At 60.3% G+C, this 26979-nt stretch carries 18 protein-coding genes; 13 read left to right on the forward strand and 5 right to left on the reverse strand.

The annotated features are described in order from the left end of the window. Positions 1 to 17 precede the first annotated feature (17 nt). Positions 18 to 761, forward strand: coding sequence for a nucleoside-specific channel-forming Tsx family protein (locus tag L888_RS0103955; RefSeq protein ID WP_005847621.1), 744 nt, complete (start codon positions 18 to 20; stop codon positions 759 to 761). 7 nt (positions 762 to 768) lie between these two features. Then, complete coding sequence (gene trmD, locus L888_RS0103960; protein ID WP_005847623.1) at positions 769 to 1443, forward strand: tRNA (guanosine(37)-N1)-methyltransferase TrmD; 675 nt, start codon at positions 769 to 771, stop codon at positions 1441 to 1443. Between the two features lie 35 nt (positions 1444 to 1478). Here trmD and L888_RS0103965 read toward each other — a convergent pair whose 3' ends face one another. Next, positions 1479 to 3122 (reverse strand): NAD(P)/FAD-dependent oxidoreductase, encoded by a 1644-nt coding sequence (locus L888_RS0103965; protein ID WP_044248591.1) that lies wholly within the window; start codon positions 3120 to 3122, stop codon positions 1479 to 1481. A gap of 271 nt (positions 3123 to 3393) precedes the next feature. On the opposite strand from L888_RS0103965, the gene thrA reads away from it, so the two are divergent. The 6 genes from thrA to L888_RS0104000 all read left to right on the forward strand — a co-directional run bounded on the left by thrA (position 3394) and on the right by L888_RS0104000 (position 16163). Beyond that, positions 3394 to 5829 carry a bifunctional aspartate kinase/homoserine dehydrogenase I gene (gene thrA / locus L888_RS0103970; RefSeq protein ID WP_027951950.1) on the forward strand — a complete coding sequence of 812 codons (2436 nt, stop codon included), beginning with the start codon at positions 3394 to 3396 and terminating at the stop codon, positions 5827 to 5829. 34 nt (positions 5830 to 5863) lie between these two features. Continuing rightward, entirely contained in the window at positions 5864 to 7141 is a 1278-nt protein-coding gene (locus tag L888_RS0103975; RefSeq protein WP_027951951.1) for a cofactor-independent phosphoglycerate mutase, read from the forward strand. A gap of 3 nt (positions 7142 to 7144) precedes the next feature. Next, positions 7145 to 8470, forward strand: coding sequence for a threonine synthase (thrC, locus tag L888_RS0103980; RefSeq protein ID WP_027951952.1), 1326 nt, complete (start codon positions 7145 to 7147; stop codon positions 8468 to 8470). A 750-nt stretch (positions 8471 to 9220) separates the two neighbouring features. After that, on the forward strand, positions 9221 to 12463 hold the full coding sequence (locus tag L888_RS0103990) for a SusC/RagA family TonB-linked outer membrane protein (protein ID WP_027951954.1): 3243 nt from the start codon (positions 9221 to 9223) through the stop codon (positions 12461 to 12463). A gap of 18 nt (positions 12464 to 12481) precedes the next feature. Then, on the forward strand, positions 12482 to 14482 hold the full coding sequence (locus tag L888_RS0103995) for a RagB/SusD family nutrient uptake outer membrane protein (RefSeq protein WP_027951955.1): 2001 nt from the start codon (positions 12482 to 12484) through the stop codon (positions 14480 to 14482). Positions 14483 to 14510: 28 nt separating this feature from the next. Next, positions 14511 to 16163: a fibronectin type III domain-containing protein gene (locus tag L888_RS0104000; RefSeq protein WP_245594814.1), complete on the forward strand. Its 1653-nt coding sequence runs from the start codon at positions 14511 to 14513 to the stop codon at positions 16161 to 16163. Positions 16164 to 16437: 274 nt separating this feature from the next. On the opposite strand, the gene pyk is transcribed toward L888_RS0104000, so the two are convergent. Further along, positions 16438 to 17883: a pyruvate kinase gene (gene pyk, locus L888_RS0104010; RefSeq protein WP_005847640.1), complete on the reverse strand. Its 1446-nt coding sequence runs from the start codon at positions 17881 to 17883 to the stop codon at positions 16438 to 16440. Positions 17884 to 18122: 239 nt separating this feature from the next. Here pyk and L888_RS0104015 point away from each other — a divergent pair, with 239 nt between their 5' ends. Then, complete coding sequence (locus tag L888_RS0104015; protein ID WP_027951957.1) at positions 18123 to 19604, forward strand: tagaturonate reductase; 1482 nt, start codon at positions 18123 to 18125, stop codon at positions 19602 to 19604. Positions 19605 to 19751: 147 nt separating this feature from the next. On the opposite strand, the gene L888_RS0104020 is transcribed toward L888_RS0104015, so the two are convergent. From L888_RS0104020 to L888_RS0104030, 3 genes are all read right to left on the reverse strand, one after another. Beyond that, positions 19752 to 20207 (reverse strand): DUF4293 domain-containing protein, encoded by a 456-nt coding sequence (locus tag L888_RS0104020; protein WP_005847644.1) that lies wholly within the window; start codon positions 20205 to 20207, stop codon positions 19752 to 19754. Continuing rightward, complete coding sequence (locus L888_RS0104025; protein ID WP_005847646.1) at positions 20207 to 20545, reverse strand: DNA-directed RNA polymerase subunit omega; 339 nt, start codon at positions 20543 to 20545, stop codon at positions 20207 to 20209. Before L888_RS0104025 ends, L888_RS0104020 begins: the two co-directional genes overlap by 1 nt. 70 nt (positions 20546 to 20615) lie before the next feature. After that, positions 20616 to 21449, reverse strand: coding sequence for an outer membrane protein assembly factor BamD (locus L888_RS0104030; protein ID WP_027951958.1), 834 nt, complete (start codon positions 21447 to 21449; stop codon positions 20616 to 20618). Between the two features lie 115 nt (positions 21450 to 21564). Here L888_RS0104030 and uvrB point away from each other — a divergent pair, with 115 nt between their 5' ends. The 4 genes from uvrB to L888_RS0104050 all read left to right on the forward strand — a co-directional run bounded on the left by uvrB (position 21565) and on the right by L888_RS0104050 (position 26978). Next, entirely contained in the window at positions 21565 to 23598 is a 2034-nt protein-coding gene (gene uvrB, locus L888_RS0104035) for an excinuclease ABC subunit UvrB (protein WP_027951959.1), read from the forward strand. 139 nt (positions 23599 to 23737) lie between these two features. Beyond that, a complete protein-coding gene (locus L888_RS0104040) occupies positions 23738 to 24406 on the forward strand; it encodes a DUF4468 domain-containing protein (RefSeq protein WP_027951960.1) in 669 nt (222 codons plus the stop codon). 1 nt (position 24407) lies between these two features. After that, positions 24408 to 24632 (forward strand): hypothetical protein, encoded by a 225-nt coding sequence (locus tag L888_RS0104045; protein ID WP_027951961.1) that lies wholly within the window; start codon positions 24408 to 24410, stop codon positions 24630 to 24632. Next, positions 24633 to 26978 carry a putative porin gene (locus L888_RS0104050; protein WP_027951962.1) on the forward strand — a complete coding sequence of 782 codons (2346 nt, stop codon included), beginning with the start codon at positions 24633 to 24635 and terminating at the stop codon, positions 26976 to 26978. The last annotated feature ends 1 nt before the right edge of the window (position 26979 follow it).

The following is a 26979-nucleotide window of genomic DNA, read 5'->3' on the forward strand; positions in this document are numbered from 1 at the left end:
ACAAAATTTAACAGAAGATGAAACGTATCCTTGCTACGGCCGCTTTCGTGGCCTGCACTGCCGCCCTGGCTGCGCAAAACGTGCAGCTGCACTACGACTTGGGCCACTCGCTCTACAACGACCTGACCACCAGGCCCAGTATGACAACCACTGTAGAGATGTTCAAACCCGACCGTTGGGGCAGCACCTACCTATTTACCGACCTCGATTACCAGCGCGACGGCGTGGCCGGCGCCTACTGGGAAATAGCCCGCGAGTTCAGCGTCACGAAGAACAAACAGTGGGCAGCCCACGTGGAATACAACGGAGGGCTGAGCAGCGACGAGTCCACCTGGAACGCCACACGCTTCCAACACGCCGCGCTGGCCGGCGGCGCGTGGAACTGGCACAGCGCAGACTTCAGCCGAACGTTCAGCATTCAGGCCCTGTACAAGTATTATTTCAAGAACCGCCACTATGGCGCGCACCCCTTCAGCTCGTTCCAACTCACCGAGGTGTGGGGCCTGAACTTCGCCCGCAACCTGTGCACCTTCAGCGGTTTCTGCGACGCTTGGTACGATCCCAACGTGAAAGGCAAGTGGATTGTGGTGAGCGAACCGCAGTTTTGGTTCAATCTAAACACCATCAAAGGCTGGGACAAGGTGAACCTGAGCCTCGGCACCGAGGTGGAGTTGAGCAACAACTTCGTGTGGAATGAGAACGGCAAGAACAACCGGTTCTACGCCATTCCCACCATCGCCGCCAAGTGGACATTCGACTAAGCCGCCCATGAGAATAGACATCATCACGGTGCTGCCCGAGATGCTCGACGGATTTGTACACGAGTCTATCCTGGCACGCGCCCAGAAAAAAGGGCTGGCAGAGATCCGGCTGCACAACCTGCGCGACTACACCAACGACAAATGGCGCCGCGTGGACGACTATCCCTACGGTGGATTTGCCGGCATGGTGATGCAGATTGAACCCATAGACCGCTGTATCTCGGCCCTGAAAGCCGAACGCGAATACGACGATGTGATCTATGTGACGCCCGACGGAGAGAGGTTCGACCAGCGCATCGCCAACGGCATGAGCCTGCAACAGAACCTCATCATCCTTTGCGGCCACTACAAAGGCATAGACCAGCGCGTGCGCGACCACCTCATTACACGCGAGATCAGCATGGGCGACTTCGTGCTTACCGGCGGCGAGCTGGCCGCTGCAGCCATTGCCGACGCCGTGGTGAGGCTGGTGCCGGGTGTCATCAGCGACGACCAAAGCGCCCTCTCCGACTGTTTTCAAGACAACCTGCTGGCCGCTCCCATCTACACCCGACCGGCTGAATACAAGGGTTGGAAAGTGCCCGACATCCTGCTTAGCGGCAACGAGGCCAAGGTGAAACAGTGGGAAATGGACCAAGCCATGGAGCGCACGCGCCGCCTACGCCCCGACTTGCTCAAATAAAAAGCTTTCGCCACGTGGCGAAAGCTTTCTTGTTTTTACTGGGAAGACTGCCCGTTGCTTGCATATTCGACCGCCATTTCGGCACACCGCTCGCCGTCCACGCCGGCCGAGACGATGCCGCCGGCATAGCCCGCACCCTCTCCGCAGGGGAAGAGACCGCGCAGACGGACGTGCTGCAGCGTCGTGTGGTCGCGCAGAATGCGCACCGGACTCGACGTGCGCGTCTCGACGCTGATGAGCGTGGCCTCGTTGGTGAGGAAGCCGTGGCTGCGCTTGCCAAAGGCCTTGAACCCCTCCTGCAGGCGCGAGGTGATGAACTTGGGCATCCAGAAGTGCAGCGGACTGCTGATGAGCCCCGGCGCATAGCTGCTCTTCGGCAGGTCGAAACTGAGGTGGCCGTTCACAAAATCGGCCATGCGCTGCGCCGGAGCAGTCTGCCTTCGGTTGCCCTGCTGCCAGCAGTCACGCTCCAGTCGCTCCTGGAATCGCATCACACGGAGGTTGTCCGGCCCGTCCGCACGACTCTCGTCCTCCGTTCCGGGCTGGGCCGCATCGGGCGCAAAGAGCGTAGGGTCGGCCATGTCCTCGGGACGAATCTCGACCACCATGCCGCTGTTCGACCACTGCGTGCCGCGGTTGGCCGGCGACATGCCGTTCACAACAATCTGTTCCGGCCCCGTGGCGGCGGGGATGACAAAGCCGCCCGGACACATGCAGAACGAGTAAACGCCCCGTCCCGCCACCTGCGCCACATAGGCATACTCGGCCGTCGGCAGGTATTGGCCACGGCCTTCGCGGTTGTGATACTGTATGCGGTCGATGAGTTCGGAGGGATGTTCCAGCCTCACACCCACGGCAATACCCTTGGGCTCTATCTCAATGCGGGCGGCATCCAGATAGCGGTACACGTCGCGCGCGCTGTGGCCGGTGGCCAGAATCACCGGCCCGCGGTAGGTCTCGCCGGCCCCCGTGGCCAGATTCACGGCCTCAACGCCCACTACCGTGTCGCCGTCGAGTAGCAGCCGGGTCATCTTTGTCTGGAAGTGCACCTCGCCGCCACTCTGCAAAATCTGCATCCGCATGTTCTCAATGACGCGCGGCAGCTTGTCGGTGCCGATGTGTGGATGGGCGTCGGCCAGGATGTTGGTCGAGGCCCCGTGCTGGCAGAACACGTTGAGGATCTTCTCTGTGTTGCCCCGTTTCTTGCTGCGCGTATAGAGTTTGCCGTCGCTGTAGGCGCCCGCCCCACCCTCGCCGAAGCAGTAATTGCTCTCGGGGTCCACCTGTTGGGTGCGCGTGATGAGGGCCAAGTCCTTCTTTCGCTCGCGTACATCCTTGCCGCGCTCCAGTACTACGGGGCGCAGTCCCAGCTCGATGAGGCGCAGGGCAGCGAAGAGACCGCCCGGCCCCGCGCCCACCACGACCACCTGCGGCCGGCCCTCCACGTTGGGATAAGCCGTGGGTGTGTAGGCCTCGTCCTGCGGAAACTCGTTGATGTAGACCCTCACCGTGAGGTTTACATAGATGGTTCGCTGGCGCGCGTCGATGCTGCGCCTGAGCACGCGCACCTGATTGATGCTCCGTGCATCCAGTCCTTTCTCCCGGGCAATGTGCCCGGCAATGCGCTCCGAGCTGCCCGCCACCTGCGGCAAAACCCGTATCTGGTATTCCTGTATCATGTCATGCAAATCTTAAAAACGGTGCAAAATTACGCAATTTATCAAAGACAGACCTGCCAAAAAGTATAATTCTTCATACGAAAAGCCCATTCTGCCCACACGCTAAACACGCCAAACAGGTATCAAATTCCAATTTTCCCTCCACGTTAAACGGTAAATTGTTACCGAAAACGTTGGTCGGGAGGATAATTCTTAGTATTTTTGCAGCCAAGTTTTGCCGTGGCCCCGTTTGTTCCGGGGGCGGCATGACATGATTAAAACGTCATTCACAATGAAAGTATTAAAGTTTGGCGGAACATCAGTAGGTTCCGTAAAGAGCATTCTGAGTCTGAAACGCATCGTGGAAAATGAGGCCCGCCGACAGCCGATTGTCGTTGTCGTGAGCGCCTTGGGCGGCATCACCGACCAGCTTATCTCCACTTCACAACTGGCCCTGACGGGCAACGAGGGCTGGAAGAGCGCCTACGAGGAGATGGTGGACCGCCACCACAAGATGATAGACACCATCATTACCGACCCCGCCAGCCGCGAAACGCTGTTCAATCAAGTGGACGCCCTCTTCGAGCAACTCCATTCCATATACTTCGGTGTGTACCTCATCCGCGACCTGAGCAAGAAGACTCAGGACGCCATCATGAGCTACGGCGAGCGCCTGAGCTCGATCATCGTGTCGACACTCGTCCGCGGTTCGCGCTGGATGGACGCGCGCGAGTTCATCAAAACCGAGGTGGTGAACGGCAGAAACGCCCTCGACAGCGACCTCACCAACAAGCTCGTGCGCGACGCTTTCGACGACATGCCCCGCGTGTCGCTCGTTCCGGGCTTCATCTCGACCGACCGCACCACGGGCGAAATCACCAATCTGGGCCGAGGCGGATCGGATTACACGGCAGCCATCATCGCCGCCGCGCTCGACGCCGACTCGCTGGAAATATGGACCGATGTGGACGGATTCATGACCGCCGACCCCAAAGTCATCCGCTCGGCCTACACCATTGACGAGCTAAGCTACGTCGAGGCGATGGAGCTCTGCAACTTCGGCGCCAAGGTAATCTACCCTCCTACGATCTATCCCGTGTGTATCAAGAGCATCCCCATACGGGTGAAGAATACGTTTAATCCCGAGAGCCCCGGCACCATCATCAAGGACAAGATAGAGAACGACCGCAAGGCCATCAAGGGAATATCCAGTATCAAGGGCACCACGCTCATCACCGTGTCGGGCCTTTCGATGGTGGGCGTCATCGGTGTGAACCGCCGTATCTTCACCGCCCTGGCCGAAAACGGCATCAGTGTGTTCCTCGTGTCGCAGGCCTCATCGGAAAATTCCACCTCCATCGGCGTGCGCGACGAGGACGCCCAGGCCGCCGTCGATGTGCTCAACCGCGAGTTCGGGGCCGAGATCGAGGACGGTTCCATGTTCCCCATGCACGCCGAGAGCCACCTGGCCACCATTGCCATCGTGGGCGAAAACATGAAGCACACGCCCGGCATTGCGGGCAAGCTCTTCGGAACACTGGGCCGCAGCGGCATCTCGGTCATTGCCTGCGCCCAGGGCGCCTCGGAGACCAACATCTCATTCGTCATTGATTCGCAGTATTTGCGCAAGGCACTCAACGTGCTCCACGACTCCTTCTTCCTCTCGGAATACAATGTTCTCAACCTCTTCATCTGCGGCGTGGGCACCGTGGGCGGGAAGCTCATTGAGCAGATACGCGCCCAATACGACGAGCTCAAGGAGCACTCGCGCCTCAAGCTCAACGTGGTGGGCATCGCCACCTCGCGCAACGCCGTCTTCTCGCGCGACGGAATCGACCTCGACAACTACCGCGAACAGCTGAAAAACTCGGAGCCCTGCACCCCCGAGAAGCTGCGCAACGCCATCCTCGGCATGAACATCTTCAACTCGGTGTTCGTGGACTGCACGGCCTCCAAGGACATTTCGGCCCTCTACCAGACCTTGCTCACCCACAATATCAGCGTGGTGGCGGCCAACAAGATAGCTGCCAGCTCGCGCTACGAGGACTACGCGCAACTCAAGGAGACGGCGCTGCGCCGCGGTGTGAAGTTTCTTTTCGAGACCAACGTGGGCGCGGGGCTGCCCATCATCGGCACCATCAACGACCTGCGCAACTCCGGCGACCGCATCCTCAAGATAGAAGCCGTGCTCAGCGGCACGCTCAACTTCATCTTCAACGAGCTTGCAGCCGACGTGCCTTTCTCCGAAACCGTGCGCCGCGCCAGGCAGCAGGGCTACGCCGAGCCCGACCCCCGCATCGACCTGAGCGGCACCGACGTCATCCGCAAGCTGGTCATCCTGACGCGCGAGGCCGGCTACCGGGTGGAGCAGGCCGACGTGGAGCGGCGCCTCTTCGTGCCCGACGACTTCTTCCAAGGCAGCGCCGACGACTTCTGGAGGCGGCTGCCCGAACTCGACGACAGCTTCGAGCAGCGGCGACGGCAGCTCGAAGCCGAGGGCAAGCGGTGGCGGTTCGTGGCCACGATGGAGGGCGGAAAGACCAGCGTGGCCCTACAGGCCGTGAACCGCAGCCACCCTTTCTACGGACTCGAGGGCAGCAACAACATCGTGATGCTCACCACAGAGCGGTACAAGGAGTACCCCATGCTCATCCAAGGCTACGGCGCAGGGGCCAGCGTCACGGCCGCAGGCGTGTTTGCCAATATCATGAGCATTGCCAATATCTGACCCCATCACATTCACCCCACAAGCGCAAATCCCCATGAAACACATCATTATTTTGGGCGACGGCATGGCCGACCATGCCGTCGGACGGCTGGGCGGCCGCACCCTGCTGCAGCACGCCGACACCCCCTACATGGACCTGCTGGCCCGCCGAGGCCGCACGGGCCGGCTGATGACCATCCCCCAAGGCTTCCACCCGGGCTCCGAGGTGGCCAATACGGCTATCCTGGGCTACGACCTGAACCGCGTCTACGAGGGCCGCGGACCGTTGGAGGCGGCCAGCATAGGCTACGACATGCAGCCCGAGGACACGGCTTTCCGCTGCAATGTCATCACGCTGCACGACGATCGAATCCTCACCCACAACGGCGGCAACCTCTCCACCGAGCACGGCGACGAGCTCATGCGCTACCTTGACGAGCGTCTGGGCAACGACAGCGTGCGCTTCATCACCGGCATACAGTACCGGCACCTGCTCGTGGTGAAGCGTGCCAGCAAGCACGTGGTGTGCGCACCGCCCCACGACCACCCCGGCGAACCCTGGCGGCCCCTGCTGGTACAGAGCGAGCCGGGCTGGGAAGACAGGCGCGAGGACGTGCTCGGCCACGACGGACGGCCCACGGGAGAGCACCGCCTCACGGGCCGGGAGACGGCCGAATTGCTCAACCGGCTCATCATCGACTCCCAGCAAATCCTGGCCGACCACCCCTACAACCGCGACCGCACGGCCCGCGGCGAGCGGCCCGCCAACAGCATCTGGCCCTGGGGCGGAGGCTACAGGCCCAGCATGCAGACGCTGATGCAGCTCTATCCGCAGGTCAGGACGGGCTCGGTCATCTCGGCCGTCGACCTCATTCGGGGCATCGGACGCTACGCCGGACTCGACGTGGTGAAGGTGCCGGGAGCCACCGGACTGGCCGACACCAACTACGAAGGTAAGGCTGCGGCCGCCATCGATGCCCTGCGCCGGCAGGACTTCGTCTACCTGCACCTCGAAGCCAGCGACGAGGCCGGCCACGACGGCGACCTCGAACTCAAGCTGCGCACCATTGAATATCTGGACCGTCGCATCGTGGAGCCCGTCTACAACGAGGTGAAGCACTGGGCCGAGCCGGTGTGCATCGCCGTGCTGCCCGACCACCCCACGCCGGTGGAGCTGCGCACCCACGTGGCCGAACCCGTGCCCTTCCTCGTCTGGCACCCGGGCATCGAGCCCGACGCCGTGCAGCAATACGACGAAGTGGCGTGTGCCTCCGGGGCCTACGGCCTGCTCCACCTCGAACAATTCATGAAAACCCTGATGCAAATACACTGACGCATGAAATACTATTCCACCAACCACCAGGCCCCCGAGGCCACGCTGCGCGAGGCCGTGGAGCGCGGCCTCGCCCCCGACCGGGGCCTCTACATGCCCGAGCGCATCGAGCGGCTGCCAGCCTCGTTCTTCGACCGCATCGCCTCCATGTCGTTCCCCGACATGGCTTTCGAGGTGAGCCGCGCCTTCTTCGGCGAAGACGTGGACGAGGCCTCGCTGCGCCACATCGTGGCCGACACGCTGACATTCGACACGCCCGTGGCCCCCGTCGACGGCAACATCTTCAGCCTCGAACTCTTCCACGGCCCCACGCTGGCCTTCAAGGACGTGGGTGCCCGCTTTATGGCGCGGCTGCTACAACACTTCATCCGCCGCGACGCAGCCGACGGCCGTCCCGTGAACGTGCTCGTGGCCACCTCGGGCGACACCGGATCGGCCGTGGCCAACGGCTTTCTCGGCGTCGACGGCATCCACGTCTACGTGCTCTATCCCAAGGGCAAGGTGAGCCGCATCCAGGAAAGCCAGTTCACCACGCTGGGCCGCAACATCACCGCCCTCGAGGTGGACGGCGTGTTCGACGACTGCCAGGCCCTGGTGAAGAGCGCCTTCATGGACCCCGAACTCAACGCCCACATGAAGCTCACCTCGGCCAATTCCATCAACGTGGCCCGCTTCCTGCCCCAGGCGTTCTACTATTTCAACGCCTACGCCCAGCTTCTTCGCGACGGCCGGCTGCGTCGCGAGGGCGGCCGCAGCAACCTCGTGGTGTGCGTGCCGAGCGGCAATTTCGGCAACATCACGGCCGGCCTCTTCGGCGTGCGCATGGGACTGCCCGTGAAGCGGTTCATCGCAGCCAACAACGCCAACGACGTCTTCTACAACTATCTGCAGTCGGGCCAGTACCGTCCGCAGCCCAGCAAGCAGACGCTGGCCAACGCCATGGACGTGGGCGACCCGAGCAACTTCGCCCGCATACTCGACCTTTACGGTTCCAGCTGGCCGGCCATCAGGGCCGACATCAGCGGGGCCACCTACACCGACGACCGCATCCGCCAGACCATGCGCCAGTGCCACGAGCGCACCGGCTACGTGCTCGACCCCCACGGAGCCTGCGGCTACCAGGCCTTGCGCGAGCAGCTGCAGCCCGACGAGCTGGGCGTGTTCCTCGAAACAGCCCATCCGGCCAAGTTCAAGGAGCAGGTAGACCGCATCCTCGGCACCGACATCGCCATCCCCGAACGCCTCCAAGCCTTCATGCGCGGCACCCGCCACAGCGTGCCCCTGCCCGCCAGCTTCGCCGCCTTCAAGGAGTATCTGATGCAGCAGTAGGAGAAAACGGCATCGTTCCATCGGCCGTTCCATTTTGATGAAACACATATCCGGCATTGTTCCATCGGCCATGTGGTTTCGATGAAACGGGCAAATGGTATCATTTGAACAAACATGCGATATGACTTGAACGGGCGTAGGGGCCGGCGCAAAGGCCGGTTCCTACGCCCGTTCCGTTTGACCAATCCACCCATTCCCCGTTGCATGCCCGGCCGTCACGGCGTTGTCACGTTGTCATAACGCCGCAATCGCATCGCCATTCCACCGCAATCGCATCGCCTTCACGGCGCAATCGCCGCGCGTTTGCGCCGTCATCGTCCGCCCTCCACCGCGCAGCATCCGTGAAATCTGTGGAATCTGTGAGAAAAAGCACCGCGCAGTCACATGTCCAATATGTTGTTATGTCCAAATCCCCACCCAGCAGCCCACGCGCCATCCGCGGCTTCTGTCCCAACATCCACGCCCCCGTCCTTTCCGCCCTTTCCTGTCAAGCGCACAAATCCCAGTGGTGTCTGGAGCCATGGAAACTGTCCAAACAGGCACCCTGACAAAAACAATTCGGCGAAAATTCTTTTTTTTCCCGATATATCATTACCTTTGCAACAGGTTATTCGAGCGATGCAAGGCGTTGCGTGCCATCGAAGAAGACAGGCCGCCCAATCCGTCGCCCCACTCATTTGGCAGCCCGCATTCTTCCCAATAGCCAAGTGGTTTGAGACTTTTCTGTGATTTATAATTAAAAACTAATGTATGTCTGGTAATTTGAACTCTATCAGAATGGCGCTCATCGGCCTGCTGCTGTTGGTGGCAGGAAGCCTGTCGGCGCAGACAATCAAAGGTACGGTGAAGGACAACACGGGCGAGCCCGTGCTCGGAGCCACCATCCAGGAAGACGGCGCACGGGCCAACGGCACCGTGACCGACCTGGACGGCAACTTCACCATCACGCTCAAAGGCAAGAGCCGGAGGCTCAGCGTGTCCTACGTGGGCATGAAGACGCAGCTGGTCAACGTGGACGGCAAGACCTCGGTCAGCGTCACCCTCGAGGACGAGGCCACCAGTTTGAACGACGTGGTGGTCATCGGCTACGGCACGGTGAAGAAGAAAGACCTCACCGGCTCGGTGTCGTCCATCTCGGCCAAGGACATTGCCGGCGTGCCGGTGGCCAATGTGGGCGAGGCCATGACCGGCAAGCTGGCCGGCGTGAGCATCACCACCACCGAGGGTTCGCCCGACGCCGACGTGAAGATCCGCGTGCGCGGCGGCGGCTCGCTCTCGCAGGACAACTCGCCGCTCTACATTGTCGACGGCTTCCCCGTGAGCGGCATCGGCGACATTGCACCGTCCGAAATCGAGAGCATCGACGTGCTGAAAGACGCCTCCTCCACTGCCATCTACGGTGCACGGGGCGCCAACGGCGTCATCATCATCACCACCAAGAGCGGCAAGGAGGGCAAGACGCAGGTCAGCTTCAACGCTTCGCTGGGCTGGAAGAAGCTCTCCAAGGAGGTCAAAGTCATGAGTCCTTACGACTATGTGGCCTATCAGCACGAGCTCGGTTCCACCGACTACGGCAACTACGAAGACCTTGACATCTGGAAGAGCAACGCCGGCAACAACTGGCAGGACGAGCTCTTCGGCCGCACGGGAACGCAGCGGCAGTACAACGCCAACGTGAGCGGAGGCACCAAGGACCTGAAATACAATGTGAGCTACGCCCACAACGGCGAGAACAGCATCATGCTCAACTCCGGATACCGCAAGGACAACATCAACGCAAAAATCAACGCCAACCTGAGCAAATGGCTGTCGCTCGACTTCAACGCCCGGCTGGCCAATGCCAAAATCAACGGTCTGAGCGGCGGCGCGGAGACCAACCAGAGCAACGCCGCCAACTCCATCGTGGCCAACAGCATCCGTTTCCGCCCCGTCGATCCGCTGGCCTCCAACGACGACGACGAGTCGACCAACTCCTCTTCGCTCAAGGATCCGCTGCTCCGCATCAAGGCCACCGACCGCATACAGCGGCGTTTCCGTCAGGACTATAACGCCGGACTGAACTGGAAGCCTTGGAAGAACATCACGTTCCGCTCGGAGTTTGGCTACGGCTGGAGATACGAAGACGACAACTATGTGTGGGCCGCCGATGCCGTGCAAAGCTCCAAATTTGCCTTCAACGGCCAGCCGCAGCTCGACTATGTGCACCAGGAATACAAGTCGTGGCGCAATGCAAACACCGCCACCTACGACAACAGGAAGCTCTTCGACGGCCGCGACCACCTCACGCTGCTCGTCGGACAGGAGTGGAGTTCCACCCGGCACACCACGCGGGAAAACACTGTTGTGGCCTTCCCCTCGACCATGACCATCGGCGAAGTCAAGGCCAACACGGGCGCGGGAACGCCGCTTCCCGTGGTGACCACCATTGCCGCCGACGACAATATGCTCTCCTACTTCGGGCGTGTGAACTACACGCTCAACGAGAAATACCTCGCCACGCTGGCCCTGCGCGCCGACGGCTCCTCCAAATTCGGCAAGAACCACCGCTGGGGCGTCTTCCCGTCGCTGGCCCTCGCTTGGCGCATCAGCGACGAAGCGTTCCTCAAAGGCAGCAAGGTTTTGTCCAATCTCAAGGCGCGGCTGAGCTTCGGAACCGCCGGCAACAACCGCATCCCGGCCGGCCAGCTCTACCCCGTCTACAGCATGGCGGGCAACGATGGCAAGGCCCCTTACTTCAATGAGGAGCGCGGCGCACAGCTCGAACGCGGCACCTACCTGTCCAATCCCGACCTGAAATGGGAGACCACCATCACCCGCAACTTCGGCATCGACTACGGATTCTTCGACGGACGCATCAACGGTACGCTGGATTTCTACTGGAACACCACCAAGGACCTGCTCATGCGAACGGAGATTCCGGCCAACACGGGCTACAATTTTCAGTACCAAAACATCGGCCAAACCTCCAACAAGGGCGTGGAACTCGCCCTCAATGCCGCCATCGTCGAGCACAAAAACTTCGCGCTCAACGCCACGTTGAACGTGGCTTGGAACAAGAGCAACATCGACAAACTGAACTACAATTCGCCCTGGCAGAGCAGCAATTTCGCCGGAAGCAACATTGCAAAATACGAAGATTTCTACGTGACCGAGGGCGGACGGCTGGGCGAAGTCTGGGGCTACCGCACCAATGGCTTCTTTACTGCCTACGACCCTGTGCACAATCCGAACGGCGAACTGGTGCTCAACGGCACCACATGGAAGCTGCGCGACGGCATCAAGGACAACAGCAACACGCTCACCGGCGGCCAGTACTATCCCGGAGGACTGAAATATCAGGTCGACGGGAACGGCGACCCCGTGAAGCAGAAGCTGGGCAACACCATTGCTCCGGTCACCGGCGGCTTCGGCCTCAACGGCAACTGGCGCAACCTCGACTTCTCCATCTTCCTCGACTATTCGGTGGGCAACAAGATCGTCAACGGCACCAAACTGGTCAATGCGTTCTATGCCGGCTCGGCCAGGGGCTACAATCTCGTGGACGATTTCAGGCTCGGCAACCGCTATACATGGATTGATCCTGCCACGGGCATGAACCTGGCGCGTCCCTCGGCCGACATTCTGGCCCACTATGGAAGCGGCGACGCCATTGCCACGCGCCTGTACGAGCTCAACGCCGGCGCGGCCATCTACAACCCGGCAGCCGTGAGCAACATGTACATCAACGACTACGCCGTGGAAGACGCCTCGTTCCTGCGCCTCAATACACTGACCGTAGGCTACACGCTGCCCGCCAAATGGATGAAGAATATCTTCATCAGCAGCATCCGTCTCTACTTCACGGCCCACAACCTCTACTGCTTCACCAGCTACAGCGGCTACGATCCCGAGGTGGATACAAGCAGCAAAAGGAACGCCATGTGCCCCGGCATCGACTATGCCGCCTACCCCAAGAGCCGCACGTTCGTGGGTGGCGTGAACATTACTTTCTAATCATCAGACAGCATTCCCATGAAAAAGATAATCACAGTTTGCACCATTGCAGCCGCCCTGGCCGGGACAACGTCGTGCTCCGACTTCCTCGACCAGAACTCGCCATCCGAGCAAAACGCCGAAAACACCTACAATTCGGCATACTATACCAGCCTCCGCGTCAACAAAATCTACGGCGGACTGACCCAGGACCAGACCTATTCGCAGTACATGAACATCGTTTGGGGCCTGAACAGCGACATAGAATTGGTGGACGGCCTCGGCAGCGACGCAGCCAATACAGGCAGCGAACGCGGCAACATGAACTACAACGCCTCGCCGGGCTGGAGCAGAATCTCGTCGCTTTGGGACAAGGCCTACGGTGTGATCGAGGACTGCAACACCACCATCGAGGGCATCGAGGGCAGCCGTCTCCTCGCTGCCGGCAGCAGCGAGCGGGCCGTCATGCGCCGCTATGAGGGCGAGGCCCTCACGCTGCGAGCCATGCTTTACCTGGACATGATTCGCTTCTTCGGCGACATTCCCATGAAGATGGAGCCGTCGCGAAGCGACCTGGGCAACGCCTATCTGGACAAAACCGACCGCGACGTCATCATGGACTCGCTCATGAACCAGCTGGACCGCGCCATCGACTACCTGCCCTGGGCCGGCCAGAACGGCTACACCACCGAGCATGCAACCAAGGGTTACGCCCACGCCCTGCTGGCACAGATCGCCCTTACCCGTGCCGGCTACGCCATTCGGGAGCAGGGAAAGGACGGTTACGAGACGGCAAGCTACAGCGACGCCACCTATCCCACGCAGCGGCCGGCCGCCGAAACGCGCAAGACGCTCTACGAGCGGGCCCTCGCCCACCTTGCGGCCGTCATCAAAAGCGGCGTGCACGCCCTTAACCCCTCGTTCCGAAACGAGTGGGAACTCCTGAACCAACTCAAGCTCGACCAGAGCTATCGCGAGAACTTGTTCGAGGTTCCGATGGGTCTCAACGTGAGCAGCGAGCTGGGTTACACCGTCGGCGTGCGCATGAACGGCGTGACCTCGCGCTTCGGCTACGGCAATTCATCGGGCAAGATGAAGCTCACGGCGCCCTTCTTCTACTCGTTCGACAAGAACGACACACGCCGCGACGTGACCTGCTCCAACATACAATACAAGGAGGACAAGGACGCCAGCGGCAACAAAGCCACCGTTTGCCAGATGCTGGGCAACACGCCTTTCGGCATCTATGTGGGCAAGTGGGACCCACGGATGGAGGGCGAAGCCTGGCTCTCGCAGAACAAGCAGGTGTCGCAGAAGCACCTCACGGGCATCAACTGCGTGAAGATGCGCTACGCCCAAGTGCTGCTGATGTATGCCGAAGTGATGAACGAACTGGCCGGCCCCGACGGCCACTACACGGGCGACGCCGGCCTCACCGCCCGCGAAGCGCTGGGCCAAGTGCACGAGCGTGCCTTTGACAGCCAGCACAAGGCACAGGCACAGGCCTACACCGCCACGCTTCCTGCCGGCAAGGAAGCCTTCTTCAGGGCCATCGTCGATGAGAACGCCTGGGAGCTTGCAGGCGAGGGAGTGCGCAAGTTCGACCTGATTCGGTGGAACCTCCTCACGCAAAAGACACTCGAGATGAAGGCTCAGTACCTGGCCGACGTGGCGGCCGCCGAGGCCGATCCAGACAACAGCGGCCGCTACCAGAAGACGGTTTACTTCAACTATACCGACGCCACGAAGACCGACATAGACGAGAGCAGCATCACCTGGTACGGGCTGCCCGAGGGCAAGACGACGGCCGACTACACAGGAAGCGCCAGCTCTTTCGGCGCGGCCAAGACGGCAGACAAGACCGACAAGAACGTCTACACCAACCTGCCATCCATTTCCAGCGGCCTCGTGGGCTCGGCACTCGCCGTCGGCGACACGCCCGACGTGACGGTGAAGAACCGTTACCTCGTGCCCATCGCCTCGACAACCATCTCCACCTCCAACGGCCACCTGCACAATTCCTATGGCTACGGGGACTAAACATCACGCACTTCATCAACGCATCATCATGAAAAATATCAAGCATAGCATCTGCACGGCCGCCGTGGCGACGCTGGGAGCGCTCTCCCTCGCGTCGTGCACCGACGGCAACGACTGGGACGTGGACAACACGCTGAACCGTCTTTTCGGCACCACCGACATCTCGCTCGACATCCATGACACCAAAGTTGGCGTGGCCTTCACCGAGATCAAGGGGGCCGAGGGCTACCAGGTGGAGCTGAGCACAGACTCTCTTTATGCCGACGAGGTGGCCCCGGGCTCCATCGTCGACACGCTGCGCGGCACGCCCGACACCCTGCGCAACCTCACGGGCGAGACCAAATACTACCTGCGCATGCGCTCCATCGCCCAGGGCAAGGCGGCTTCGCGCTGGGTGTACTACAAGAACAGCCGCGGCCATCGCTACTTCGTCACCAAGTCGGAACAGCTCTTCCGCGACCTCACCCCGGCCGACGTGGACGAGAGCACGGCCCACGTGAGCTGGCGGGCGGGCCAGCAGGTGACCCACCTCGTGGTGCTCAAAGGCGGCGAAACGATGAAGAGCATCGAGCTCGGAGCCGACCCAATAGCTGCCGGCGACTACACCATCACCGGACTGCAACCCACCACCACCTACACCGTGAACCTGATGAACGGCACCGCCAAGCGCGGCACACTGACCCTGACCACCACCGCAGCCATGCCGGCGGCCAGCTACAAGTACTACCTGCCGGCCGGCACCAAGGAGCTTACACAGGACATGCTCGACCAGATTGCGGCCACGGCACAGCAGAAAGCGGGCAGCAACACCAACTACAGCGTCACCATCGGCATCGCCGCCGGCCAGCAACTGACCCTCTATGGCAGCAACGCCGAGGAGGGCAAGACCTCGCTGACCATCCCCGACGGCATGGCCGTCACCTTCTTCGGACTGGCCGGCGACGCCCCCACGCTCAAGCTGCAGAAGGCGCTCAACCTTGAGGGCAGCCACGCTTACGTGCGCTTCCAGCACCTGAACATCACCGACGACGGCGCGGGCTACTTCGTCAACCAGTCGAAAACAGCCACCGTAGACGAGTTCGGCGTGGACAATTGCGAGGTGAGCGACTTCGCCACGGCCTTCTTCCGGCTCCAGGGAACGAGCGGCATCACCGTGAACACGCTCAGCCTGAACAACAGCATCTTCCACGACATGTGCAGCGGATACTCCTTCATCCACGTGGACGCGGGCAGCGGCAAGGGCAAGGTGAACCGCATACGCATGGCCAACTGCACGCTCTACAACATTGCCACGAGCGGCAAGATGTTCATCTTCAGCAAGAAAACCAACATGGAATCCATCGCCATAGACCGTCTGACGATGTACAACTGCATAGGCAACGGCAACTTCCTCATCGACTTCGGCGACAAGACTTTCGGCGCAAACAGCATCACCATCAGCAATTCGCTGTTTGCAAAAACGCCCGACGACGTGACCAACAAGAACCTGCGCTGCCTGCATGCACCCGTCGTGACCAACACCTACACCACCTCCGACTTCTTCAAGAAGATAGACGGGGCCACGGCGCTCGACGCTGCAGCCGGCGACGTGTTTGCCGACCCGGCCGCCGGCAACTTCACCCTGAAGCCCGCATACACCCGCCTCGGCGCGGGCGACAGCAGGTGGGACACGATTGATTAGCCGGCCGTCCACCCGTCTTTCTCCGTCCGTCCGCCCACCGCAGGGCGGGCGCGGGCACACACAAAAGGCCCCACCGCCATGCGGTGGGGCCTTTCCGTCAAATTCTTCGCGCCGTTGTCGCCATGCGTCTGCGCCGTCATCGCAGGGCGTCCGCGCCGTTTTCGCGATGCGATTGCGCCGTCGCCGCCGCGCGATTACACCGCCATCGCGGCACCGTCTCCAGCCCTGCGCCGCGCCGCCACCAAGGGGCCGGCGCACTGCGGGGCCGCCGCGCCTACTTCTTGTCGGGCAGGTGGAACTGGTAATCGTTGTCGAACACCTTGCCCACGTTGTTGATTTCGAGAAACGTGGTGCCGCCGCCCTCACCGAACGAACCGGAAAGGTAGGCTATCTTGTCGTCGGGTTGGATGTAGCCTTTCTGCCTCAACATGCGCAGGGCAGCCGAGAACATGTACTCGGACGAGACGTGGTCTTTCTGGTAAATGGGGATGACGCCGTAGGAAAGGTTGAGCCATCGCTGCGTCTTCTCCTTGTAGCAGATGGCCAGGATGGGCTTGGGGCCGCGGAAAGCAGCCAGGTCGCGGGCCGTCTCGCCCGTCTCGGAGTCGGTGATGATGCCGGCCACGCCCAGATGGCGCGACGACTCGATGGCGGCGTGGGCCAGGAACTCCTTCTGCGTGCAGTTGTCGTTCAGGGGCACTTCGTAGTGCTCGCCGAAGTTCTGCCGGTCTTTCTCGGCCTGCTCTGCAATGGCCGACATGGTCTCGACAGCCTCCACCGGATAGCGTCCCGAGGCGGTCTCGCCGCTGAGCATCAGGGCGTCGGTGTTGGAATAGATGGCGTTGGCAATGTCGGTCACCTCGGCGCGCGTGGGCCTCGGATTGCCAATCATGGTGTGGAGCATCTGTGTGGCCACGATGACGGGCTTCTTCTTCTGCACGCACTTGCGGATAATCATGCGCTGGATGCCGGGTATCTGCTTCACGGGCACCTCGATGCCCAGGTCGCCGCGGGCAATCATGATGCCGTAGCTGGCGTCGATAATCTCGTCGATGTTGTCCACGCCCTCCTGGTTTTCTATCTTGGAGATGACCTTGATGTCGGAGTGATGCTCGTCGAGAATGTCCTGCACGGCCTTCACGTCGGCGGCCGAACGCACGAAGCTGTGGGCTATGAAGTCGATGTCCTCCTCGATGGCGAGCAGGATGTTGCGGCGGTCTTTCTCGGTGAGTGCAGGCAGATTGATGTGCTCGCCGGGCACGTTCACGCTCTTGTGGGCGCCCAGCACGCCGTCGTTGGTGACGCGGGTGAAGACCGTCGGGCCCACAATGTCGGTCACTTTCATGTCGATGGCGCCGTCGTCGAAGAGGATGTCGTCGCCCACTTTCACGTCGCTGGCAATGTCGGGGAACGAGAGATTCACGATGTCGTGGCTGCTGTCCATGCCGGGACGACCGAAGATTTTCACCACGTCGCCCGTCTTGTACTCGATGGGTGCCTCCACGCCGGTGGTGCGCACCTCGGGGCCTTTGGTGTCGATGAGGATGCCGATGTGGGGCGACACGGCCCGCACGTTGCGGATAATGGTGCGGATACCGTCGGGTGTGGCGTGGGCGGTGTTCATCCGAACCACGTTCATGCCTGCAAAAAACAACTTGCGCAGGAAGTCCACGTCGCAGCGGCGGTCGCTGATGGAGCAAACTATCTTTGTCTGTTTCATAATTCCAAGGGGATTATTTGGGGAGATAACGATTGATGTCTGAATACTCTTGCAAAGGTACTTAAAATTTCGCAGAACGGCCTTTACGGCGCAAAATAAAATCGGGCACGCAAAGGTTTACGTACAATTAATGTGCGGCGGCGTGCCGACCTGCGGTTTATTTGCTTAACTTTGCAGCGACTTTGAAAGCGCAGCATCGACAATTCCATTCAGAAACAACATCATATTCAAGACAAATCATGAAAGCATTGCAAGCACTCAACAAGCGCACGGCACCGAAAAGCGCCATGCCCGAGCGTATCATTCAGTTTGGCGAGGGCAACTTCCTGCGCGCCTTCGTAGACTGGATTGTCTACAACATGGACCAGAAGACCGACTTCAACGCGTCGGTGGTGGTGGTGCAGCCCATCGAACGGGGCATGGCCGACTGGCTCAACGGCCAGGACTGCCTGTACCATGTGAACCTGCAGGGCAAGGAGAACGGCCGGCCCGTGGACACGCTCACCCGCATCGACGTCATCAGTCGGGCCCTCAATCCCTACACGCAGAACCAGGCCTTCATGGCCCTGGCCGAGCAGCCCGAGATGCGGTTTATCATTTCCAACACCACCGAGGCCGGCATTGCCTTCGACGAGAGCTGCAAGTTCAGCGACGCTCCGGCCGCCAGCTATCCCGGCAAACTGGTGCAGCTGCTGTTCCACCGCTACAAATTCTTCGGCGGAGACCCCGCCAAAGGCATGATTCTGATGCCCTGCGAGCTCATCTTCCTCAACGGCCACCACCTCAAGGAGTGCATCTATCAGTACATCGAACTCTGGAAAAACGACCTGGGCGACGACTACGAGGGCTTCAAAACGTGGTTCACCCGCCACTGCTACGTGTGCGCCACGCTCGTGGACCGCATCGTGCCGGGCTTCCCGCGCGACACCATTCACGACATCCAGCAGAAGATTTGCTACCGCGACAACCTCGTGGTCAAGGCCGAGAGCTTCCACCTTTGGGTCATCGAGAAGGCCGAGAACATGACCGTGGAACAGCTCAAGGCCGAGTTCCCTGCCGAAAAAGCCGGGTTGCATGTGCTCATCACCGACAACGAAAAGCCCTACCATGCCCGCAAGGTGACCCTGCTCAACGGCCCTCATACCGTGCTCTCGCCGGTGACATTCCTTAGCGGAGTGGACATCGTGCGCGACGCATGCGAGCACCCCGTACTGGGCAAGTACATCCACAAAGTGCAGTTCGACGAGCTCATGCAGACGCTCGACCTGCCCATGGAAGAGCTCAGACAGTTTGCCGCCGACGTGCTCGAACGCTTCGAGAACCCGTTTGTGGACCATCAGGTGACGAGCATCATGCTCAACAGCTTCCCCAAATACGAAACGCGCGACCTGCCCGGCGTGAAGATTTACCTGGAGCGCAAGGGCGAGCTGCCCAAGGGGCTGGTGTTCGGACTGGCCGCCATCATCACCTATTATAAAGGTGGACAGCGCGCCGACGGCACAGCCATCGTGCCCAACGACGACCCGAAAATCATGGCCCGGCTGGCCGAACTCTGGGCCACGGGCGACACGCGGCAGGTGGCCGAGGGCGTATTGGCCTTCGACTACGTGTGGAAAGAGAACCTCAACCAGACTGTTCCCGGCCTCGCCGCACTGGTCAAGGAGTACCTCGACCTCATTCAGGCCAAGGGAATGCTCGAGGCCGTGAAGACCATTCTGTAGGAAACGGATAACACAAAACCCACCCATCAAAAACCATCATCCCGTCCGGACGCAACGATCCGGACGGGATGATGGTTGAAACGGGGCCTTGTTGTGGCACCCCTTATGGTTTTTGCCCGCAGGAACACGCCCCGCGCGGGCCGCCAATCAACGTATGCGGTCCATCGACCGCACCAGCTTCTCGTCGGCTTTCACCCCGGCACGCGCCAGCACCAGCAGCACCACGGCCACCAAGGGCAGGCAGAAAGCAAAGTGAACGCGCAGCGACGTGGAGGCCGAATCCACCGACCCCAGGAACCAGTAGCCGGCAAAGGCGGCATACCAGGCCAGGCAGAGCACGATGTTGGCCGTGCACAACGCCATCTGAACAGGGCGCCGACGATAGAGGAAAATGCTGATAAGCGTCAGCGAGCCCACCACCACCAGGTCGACAAAAGGCAGCGGATGGGGGTCGAAGCCCCTGCCCGAATACAGCCCCAGGCTATACCAACGCACGCCCTCGCCCATGGCTTTGGGCTCCAGCGTGGCCACCGGCAGACACAGGCAAACGATGACGCATGCCAGGGCCAGCAGCAGAAAGAGGGTCTGTTTGCGCTGAATCATCAGGCCTGCTCCGTCTGGTTATCCTGCGAGGGGTCGCGCCAATACACGTTGCCCTCGATAAATTCCTGCGTGGCCAGCAGCGTGGCCTTGGGCAGTTTCTCGTAGTAACGGCTGATTTCTATCTGCTCACGGTTCTCGAACACCTCTTCGAGCGAGTCGTTGTAGGAGGCGAACTCGGCCAGTTTCTTGTTCAGATCCTGCTTGATCTCTGTAGAAATCTGGTTGGCGCGCTTGCCAATGATGGCCACACTCTCGTAAATGTTGTTCGTCTCGTCACAGAGATCCATGATGTTTCGGGTGACGGTGTTGACCGGAGCTTTTGACTTTTTGTAATCCATGTCTATTGTTGGGTTTTAAATTTTGGCGTTGCCGGCAGGCCGTAGAGGCGGCCTCGGGAAAGGCAGGAGCCTATTCCTGCACCGTGGAAGTGACCTTCTTGCACTTCTCGATGTACTCTTCGGCGTGCTTTCTTTCCTTGGAATCAGGATATTCGTTGATGAAACCGTAGCACTCGTCCTCGGCATCCTGGAAGCGTTCCAGCTTTCGGGCCTCGATGCTTTGCTGGGCCAACTCGTACTTGCTCTTCATGATGAGCACGGCAAAGTCCTCGCGCTTGGAGGTGTAGGGATAGTCTTTCAGGGCGTTCTGGGCCGTCACGATGCAGGCTTCATAGTTGTTTCCGCCGCTGAAACAGTTGCCGAAGTAGGACCCGAGGTCGTAGTAGAGCCGGGCAGAGAGCAGTTCTTTCTCCACCAACTTGTCCTGCAGGGCGAAGAGTCGCTGCTGCGCCAGCTCCTTCATACGGGCGTCCGGATAGATGTCCAGATACTCCTGAAAGGCCGAGATGGCCCTCACCGTCTCACTTTGGTCGAGCCGGGGCTCGGGCGTGCTCATGTAGAGGCTCTGCCCCACGTAGTAGGAGGCCTGCTCGGCATAGACGCCACGCGGATAGGTCTTCACGTAACGCTTGAAAGCCTCGGCCGCCGTCTCGTAGTCGCGACTGCAATATTCGGCCATGGCCAGCATGTAGAGGCTCTCCTCTGCATCGGGCGTTCCTTTCTCCTGAACGATGAGTTCCTGAAGCAAAGTGGTGGCGCGGGTGTACTTGCCCTGGGCAAAACACTCCTTGGCATACTCGTATTTGTAACGCCAGTCCTGGGATTTGTACACCTGGTTGAACTCCTTGGCACAACTGGTGCAAAGGAGAAGGGCGGATAAAGCAACGGTTACGGTTTTCTTCATATCCTGTCTTTTGACGTGCAAAATTACGCATATTTCTTCGATTTGCAAAGGTGGCATCGTTATTTTTAGTGAAAAAAGGGACGCGAAAACAGTTTTTTCGTAATTTTGCATTCCCATGGATTTCAAGCTGACTTCTAAATACAAGCCCACCGGCGACCAGCCCCAGGCCATCGCCCAACTGGCCGAAGGCGTGCGCCGCGGCGACCCGGCGCAGGTGCTGCTCGGCGTGACGGGCTCGGGCAAGACGTTCACCGTGGCCAACGTAATAGCCCAGGCGGGCATGCCCACACTGGTGCTGAGCCACAACAAAACGCTCGCCGCCCAGCTCTACGAGGAGATGAAAGGCTTCTTTCCCGACAATGCGGTGGACTATTATGTGTCTTATTACGACTATTATCAGCCGGAGGCCTACCTGCCCACCACCGATACCTACATAGAAAAAGACCTTGCCATCAACGAGGAAATCGACAAACTGCGGCTCGCCGCCGTGAGCGACCTGCTGTCGGGACGCAGGGATGTGATCGTGGTCTCGTCGGTATCGTGCATCTATGGCATGGGCGGGCCGGTGGCCATGCAGGAGAGTATCATCCCCATCAGGCGCGGACAGCGGCTCGACCGCAACGATTTCCTGCGACGGCTGGTTAATGCTTTGTACGTGCGCAACGACATAGAGCTGCAGCGCGGCAACTTCTCGGTGAAGGGAGATACGGTCAATATCGCCATGGCCTACAGCGACTACGTGCTGCGGGTGACGTGGTGGGACGACGAGATAGACAGCATCGAGGAGGTGGATGCCCTCTCGATGCACACGCTGCAACGCTTTGACGAGTATCAGATTTACCCCGCCAACCTCTTCGTCACCAGCAAGGAACAGACCGAAAGTGCCATCCGCCACATCCAGGACGACCTGGTGACGCAGGTCGATCACTTCGTCGAGTTGGGCGATAACATCAGGGCACAGCGCATCAAGGAGCGCGTGGAGTACGACATGGAGATGATAAAGGAGCTGGGACACTGCTCGGGCATCGAGAACTACTCGCGCTATTTCGACGGCCGCGAGCCCGGCCAACGGCCCTATTGTCTGCTCGACTTCTTCCCGAAAGACTATCTCATGGTCATCGACGAGAGCCACGTGAGCGTGCCGCAAATCGGTGCCATGTACGGCGGCGACCGGGCACGCAAGCAGAATCTCGTGGAGTATGGCTTCCGGCTACCCGCCGCTTTTGACAACAGGCCGCTGCGCTTCGAGGAGTTCCACGACCTGCTTCACCAGGTGATCTACGTCTCGGCCACGCCGGCCAACTACGAATTGCAGGAGTCTGAGGGCGTGGTGGTGGAACAACTCATCCGTCCTACAGGGCTGCTCGACCCGGAGATCGAGATACGTCCGTCCGAAAATCAGATAGACGATTTGCTCGACGAGATCGTGACACGAAGCCGTAAAGGCGAGCGTGTGCTCGTCACCACGCTCACCAAGCGCATGGCCGAGGAGCTCACGGAATACCTGCTCAACCACGACGTGAGGGCCAACTACATCCACAGCGACATCGCCACGCTGGACCGTGTAAAGATTATGAACGACCTGCGCGCCGGTCTCTACGACGTGCTCGTGGGCGTGAACCTGCTGCGCGAGGGCCTCGATCTGCCCGAGGTGTCGCTCGTAGCCATCCTCGATGCCGACAAGGAGGGGTTCCTGCGCAGCCACCGCAGTCTGACGCAGACGGCCGGACGGGCCGCCCGCAACGTGAACGGCAAGGTCATTATGTACGCCGACACCGTCACCGAGAGCATGCAGCGCACCATTGATGAGACGGCCCGACGGCGCAGCATCCAGCTGAAATACAACGAAGAGCACGGCATCACGCCCCGCCAGATCGTGAAGGACATCAAGGGAATGCTGCCCACCAGCCAGGGCGCGGACTACGAACGGCCCGAACGCCGACAGGCCCAGCAGGTGTATCTGGAGCCCGACAGCGCCGCCTTTGCCGCCGACCCGATTGTGAAACGCATGACGCGGCCCGAACTGGAAAAGAGCATTGCCGACACGAAGGCCCTCATGGAGCAGGCCGCCCGCGACCTCGACTTCATCCAGGCCGCCCAGTACCGCGACGAGATTCTGCGCTTGCAGGCCCAGCTGGAACTCAAGTAACCCGCGCCCTTAACGGCCGAACCCACGACCGACAAGCCGCAGCGGCACAGCCAATAACAAAAGTTAAAATGCGGGCCAACCGTCGTTTATACCACGGAAATTCGTAATTTTGCTAACCGTTAAACCAGAAATACAGGCAATGAAAAGGATCATTATCGCCCTCCTGGCATGCCTCCCGATGACAGGCATGGCACAGAATACGTGGGAAGTTCCACAAGAAGATACCCGGCAGACGCAATCCCAGCAGAAGAAAAAGGCCCTCTTCGAGACCCACAAGAAGGCCGAAGACCCGAAATATCTGGCCGGAGCCGTGCCCGAAGTGGACGGACGCATCGTCTTTACCCTCGACAAAGACGTGCCGGGCATGGGTGCAGACGAGATTTATCAGAAGACTTTCGACGCCCTCCAGGCCCTTGTCAAGGAGCCCGACCAGTTTCCCACGAGCAAGATTGCCGCGGTGAACAAGGACGAACACACCATTGCCGCCCGCTTCAAAGAGTGGCTGGTGTTCCAGAATACCTTTCTCTCGCTCGACCGTACCATCTTTCTTTACACCCTGATTGTCAAGGCAACCGACGGCCATCTCAAGGTGACCATGGAGCGTCTGGGCTACCAATACGAGAAAGAGCGCGAGGACACCAACGGCGGTCTCGACACCAAGGCCGAGGAATGGATCAGCGATCAGGTGGCGTTGAACAAGAAAAAGGACAAGCTCAACAAGTTCTGCGCCAAGTTCAGACGCAAGACAATAGACCGCAAGGACCATCTTTTCGACTACCTCTGCAAGGCCGTCGGCGTGGCTTACTGACATGGAAAACGAAAATTCCTACCTCCAACGTCGCCACCGCAACGCGGACGACGCCCCGCGCGACCCCTTTATCCGACTGCGCAACTGGCTCAACCTCGTCTTCATGCTGGGGGCCGTCGTGGGCGTGGTGCTCTATTTTTTCAGCGACCACACAGTCGGCACGATTGTCATTCTGGCGGCCATGGTCTTCAAGATTGTGGAGTGCGCCCTACGCTTTTTGCACTAAATGAAGAAAATCCTCCTTTTGTTCCTCCTCCTCCCGACCGTGTTTCCTGCCCTGGCGCAGCTGGAAACCCAAGACGGGGGGTATAACCAGATAGACGAAAACGGGACGCTCACCACCCCGAATCAGCGGCGCAACAACGCCGACTCACTGGGCTCGGACAAAGAGATTCCCAAGGGACTGCACATGTGGACCGTGGACAGGCGCTTCGGCGACCGGCAAGCGGCACCCCTCGACACGCTGTCGCACATGTTCATGAACACCATCTTCACCTCCGGGCTACGCGGTGAATACAACACCACGGGCAACCTCGGCGCACCCCGCCAGGCCCGCATCCTCATAGACCGACGGGAGAACGACCGCCAGTTTATCTTCACCAACCCCTACGATTTCTTCATCGTCGCACCCGATTCGTTCCGCTTCACCAATACGTTGTCGCCTTTCACCAACATCAGTTACAACACTTGCGGCGACCGCACCAACGGCGAAGACCACTTCACGGCCAAGTTCGGCGTGAACGCGGGAAGGCGCATCGGGGCGGGCTTCAAGTTCGATTATCTCTACGGCCGCGGCTATTACAGCAACCAATCCACGTCTCATTTCAACTACACCATGTACGGATCGTACATCGGCGACCGGTATCAGGCACACCTGTTGCTCTCGACCAACCACCAGAAAGTGACGGAGAACGGCGGCATTTCCGACGACAACTACATCACCCACCCCGAGTCGTTCAACGAAAATTTCCAGACCTCGGAGATCCCAACCATGCTCTCTTCCAACTGGAACCGCAACGACAACCAGCACGTCTTCCTCACGCAACGCTACAGTCTGGGCTTCACCCGCAAGGTGCGCATGACGCAGGAGGAGATCGACGCCCGCAAGTTCGCCATGGCCTCACAGCAGGAGTCGGCCGACCGCCAGGCCCGCGACGAGGCCGCCAAGACCGCCCGCAAGCAGGGCCGCAAGCCGAGCATGCAGGAGCTCAAGGCCCCCGCCACCTTTGCCGGACGGCCCGACGGGGCACGCATTGCCGAGGGCCCTGCCCACCCCGACTCGGCCACCGTCGGCCCGACAGCCGGCCAACGCATCGCCGTTGACAGCAAAGCCACGGCCGACAGCCTGCTTTCCGCCGCGAAAAAAGCGGCAGAAGACACCGCCTGGCTCAAGACGGAATACGTGCCGGTAACGAGCTTTATCCACACCGCCGAACTCAACAGCTACCGCCGTATCTACGAGGCTTATGCCACCCCCGCCAACTATTATCTGGACAAATTCACCGTGCAGGAGAAGCTGCCGGGCGATTCCATCTACGACCAGACGCGCCACTGGAGCCTGCGCAACACCTTTGCCGTGTCACTGCTCGAGGGCTTCAACAAGTGGGCCAAGGCCGGACTCAAGGGCTTCCTCACCCACGAGCTGCGCCATTTCACGCTGCCCGACGCCACCGGCGACCGCTCGTGGAATGAGAATGCCGTCAGTGTGGGCGGACAATTGGGCAAGACAGCGGGCCGCACCGTACACTACCACGCCCTCGCCGAGTTCGGCATTGCCGGCATCAACGCCGGCGAGCTGCACCTCGACGGCGGGGCCGACCTGAACTTCCCGCTGCTCGGCGACACCATGACGCTGGCCGCCACGGGATTCTACCACCGCGAGAAGCCCGGCTTCTACTACCGCCACTACCAGAGCCGCCACTACTGGTGGGACAACGACGGCCTCTCCATGACCGACCACCTGCGCCTACAGGGCATCCTGCGCTACCGCAAGACGCGTACCACGCTGCGCGTGGCCGTCGACGAACTGCGGAACCATGCCTACTTCGCCGCCACCTATACCACGAGCAGCAGTGGCCGGCTCTACAATGCGCTCGCCGTGAAACAGAAGAGCGGCGCCATCAGTCTGCTCACCGCCGAGCTGGCGCAGGACCTCACTTTCGGCCCGCTCAACTGGGAGAGCGTGGTGACTTTCCAGAAGTCGACCGACGACGACGTGCTGCCCGCACCCACCATCAACGTCTACACCAACCTTTATTTGCGCTTCAAGATAGCCCGCGTGCTGAAGTGTGACTTCGGTGGCGACGCCCGCTACTTCACGTCGTACACCGCCCCCGAGTATGTGCCCGGCATCGGTCAGTACGCCCTACAAGGCAACGAGAGCAAGGTCAAGGTGGGCAATTATCCCATCGTGAACGTCTATGCCAACTTCCACTTGCAGCACACGCGCTTCTTCGTCATGATGAGTCATGCCAATGCGGGCAGCGGCAAGAAGAACTATTTCCTGGCTCCCCACTACCCGCTCAACGGCAGCACCATCCGCTTCGGCCTGAGCTGGAACTTCTACAACTGAT

The sequence above is a fragment of the Hallella seregens ATCC 51272 genome (assembly GCF_000518545.1).
GTDB lineage: Bacteria > Bacteroidota > Bacteroidia > Bacteroidales > Bacteroidaceae > Prevotella > Prevotella seregens.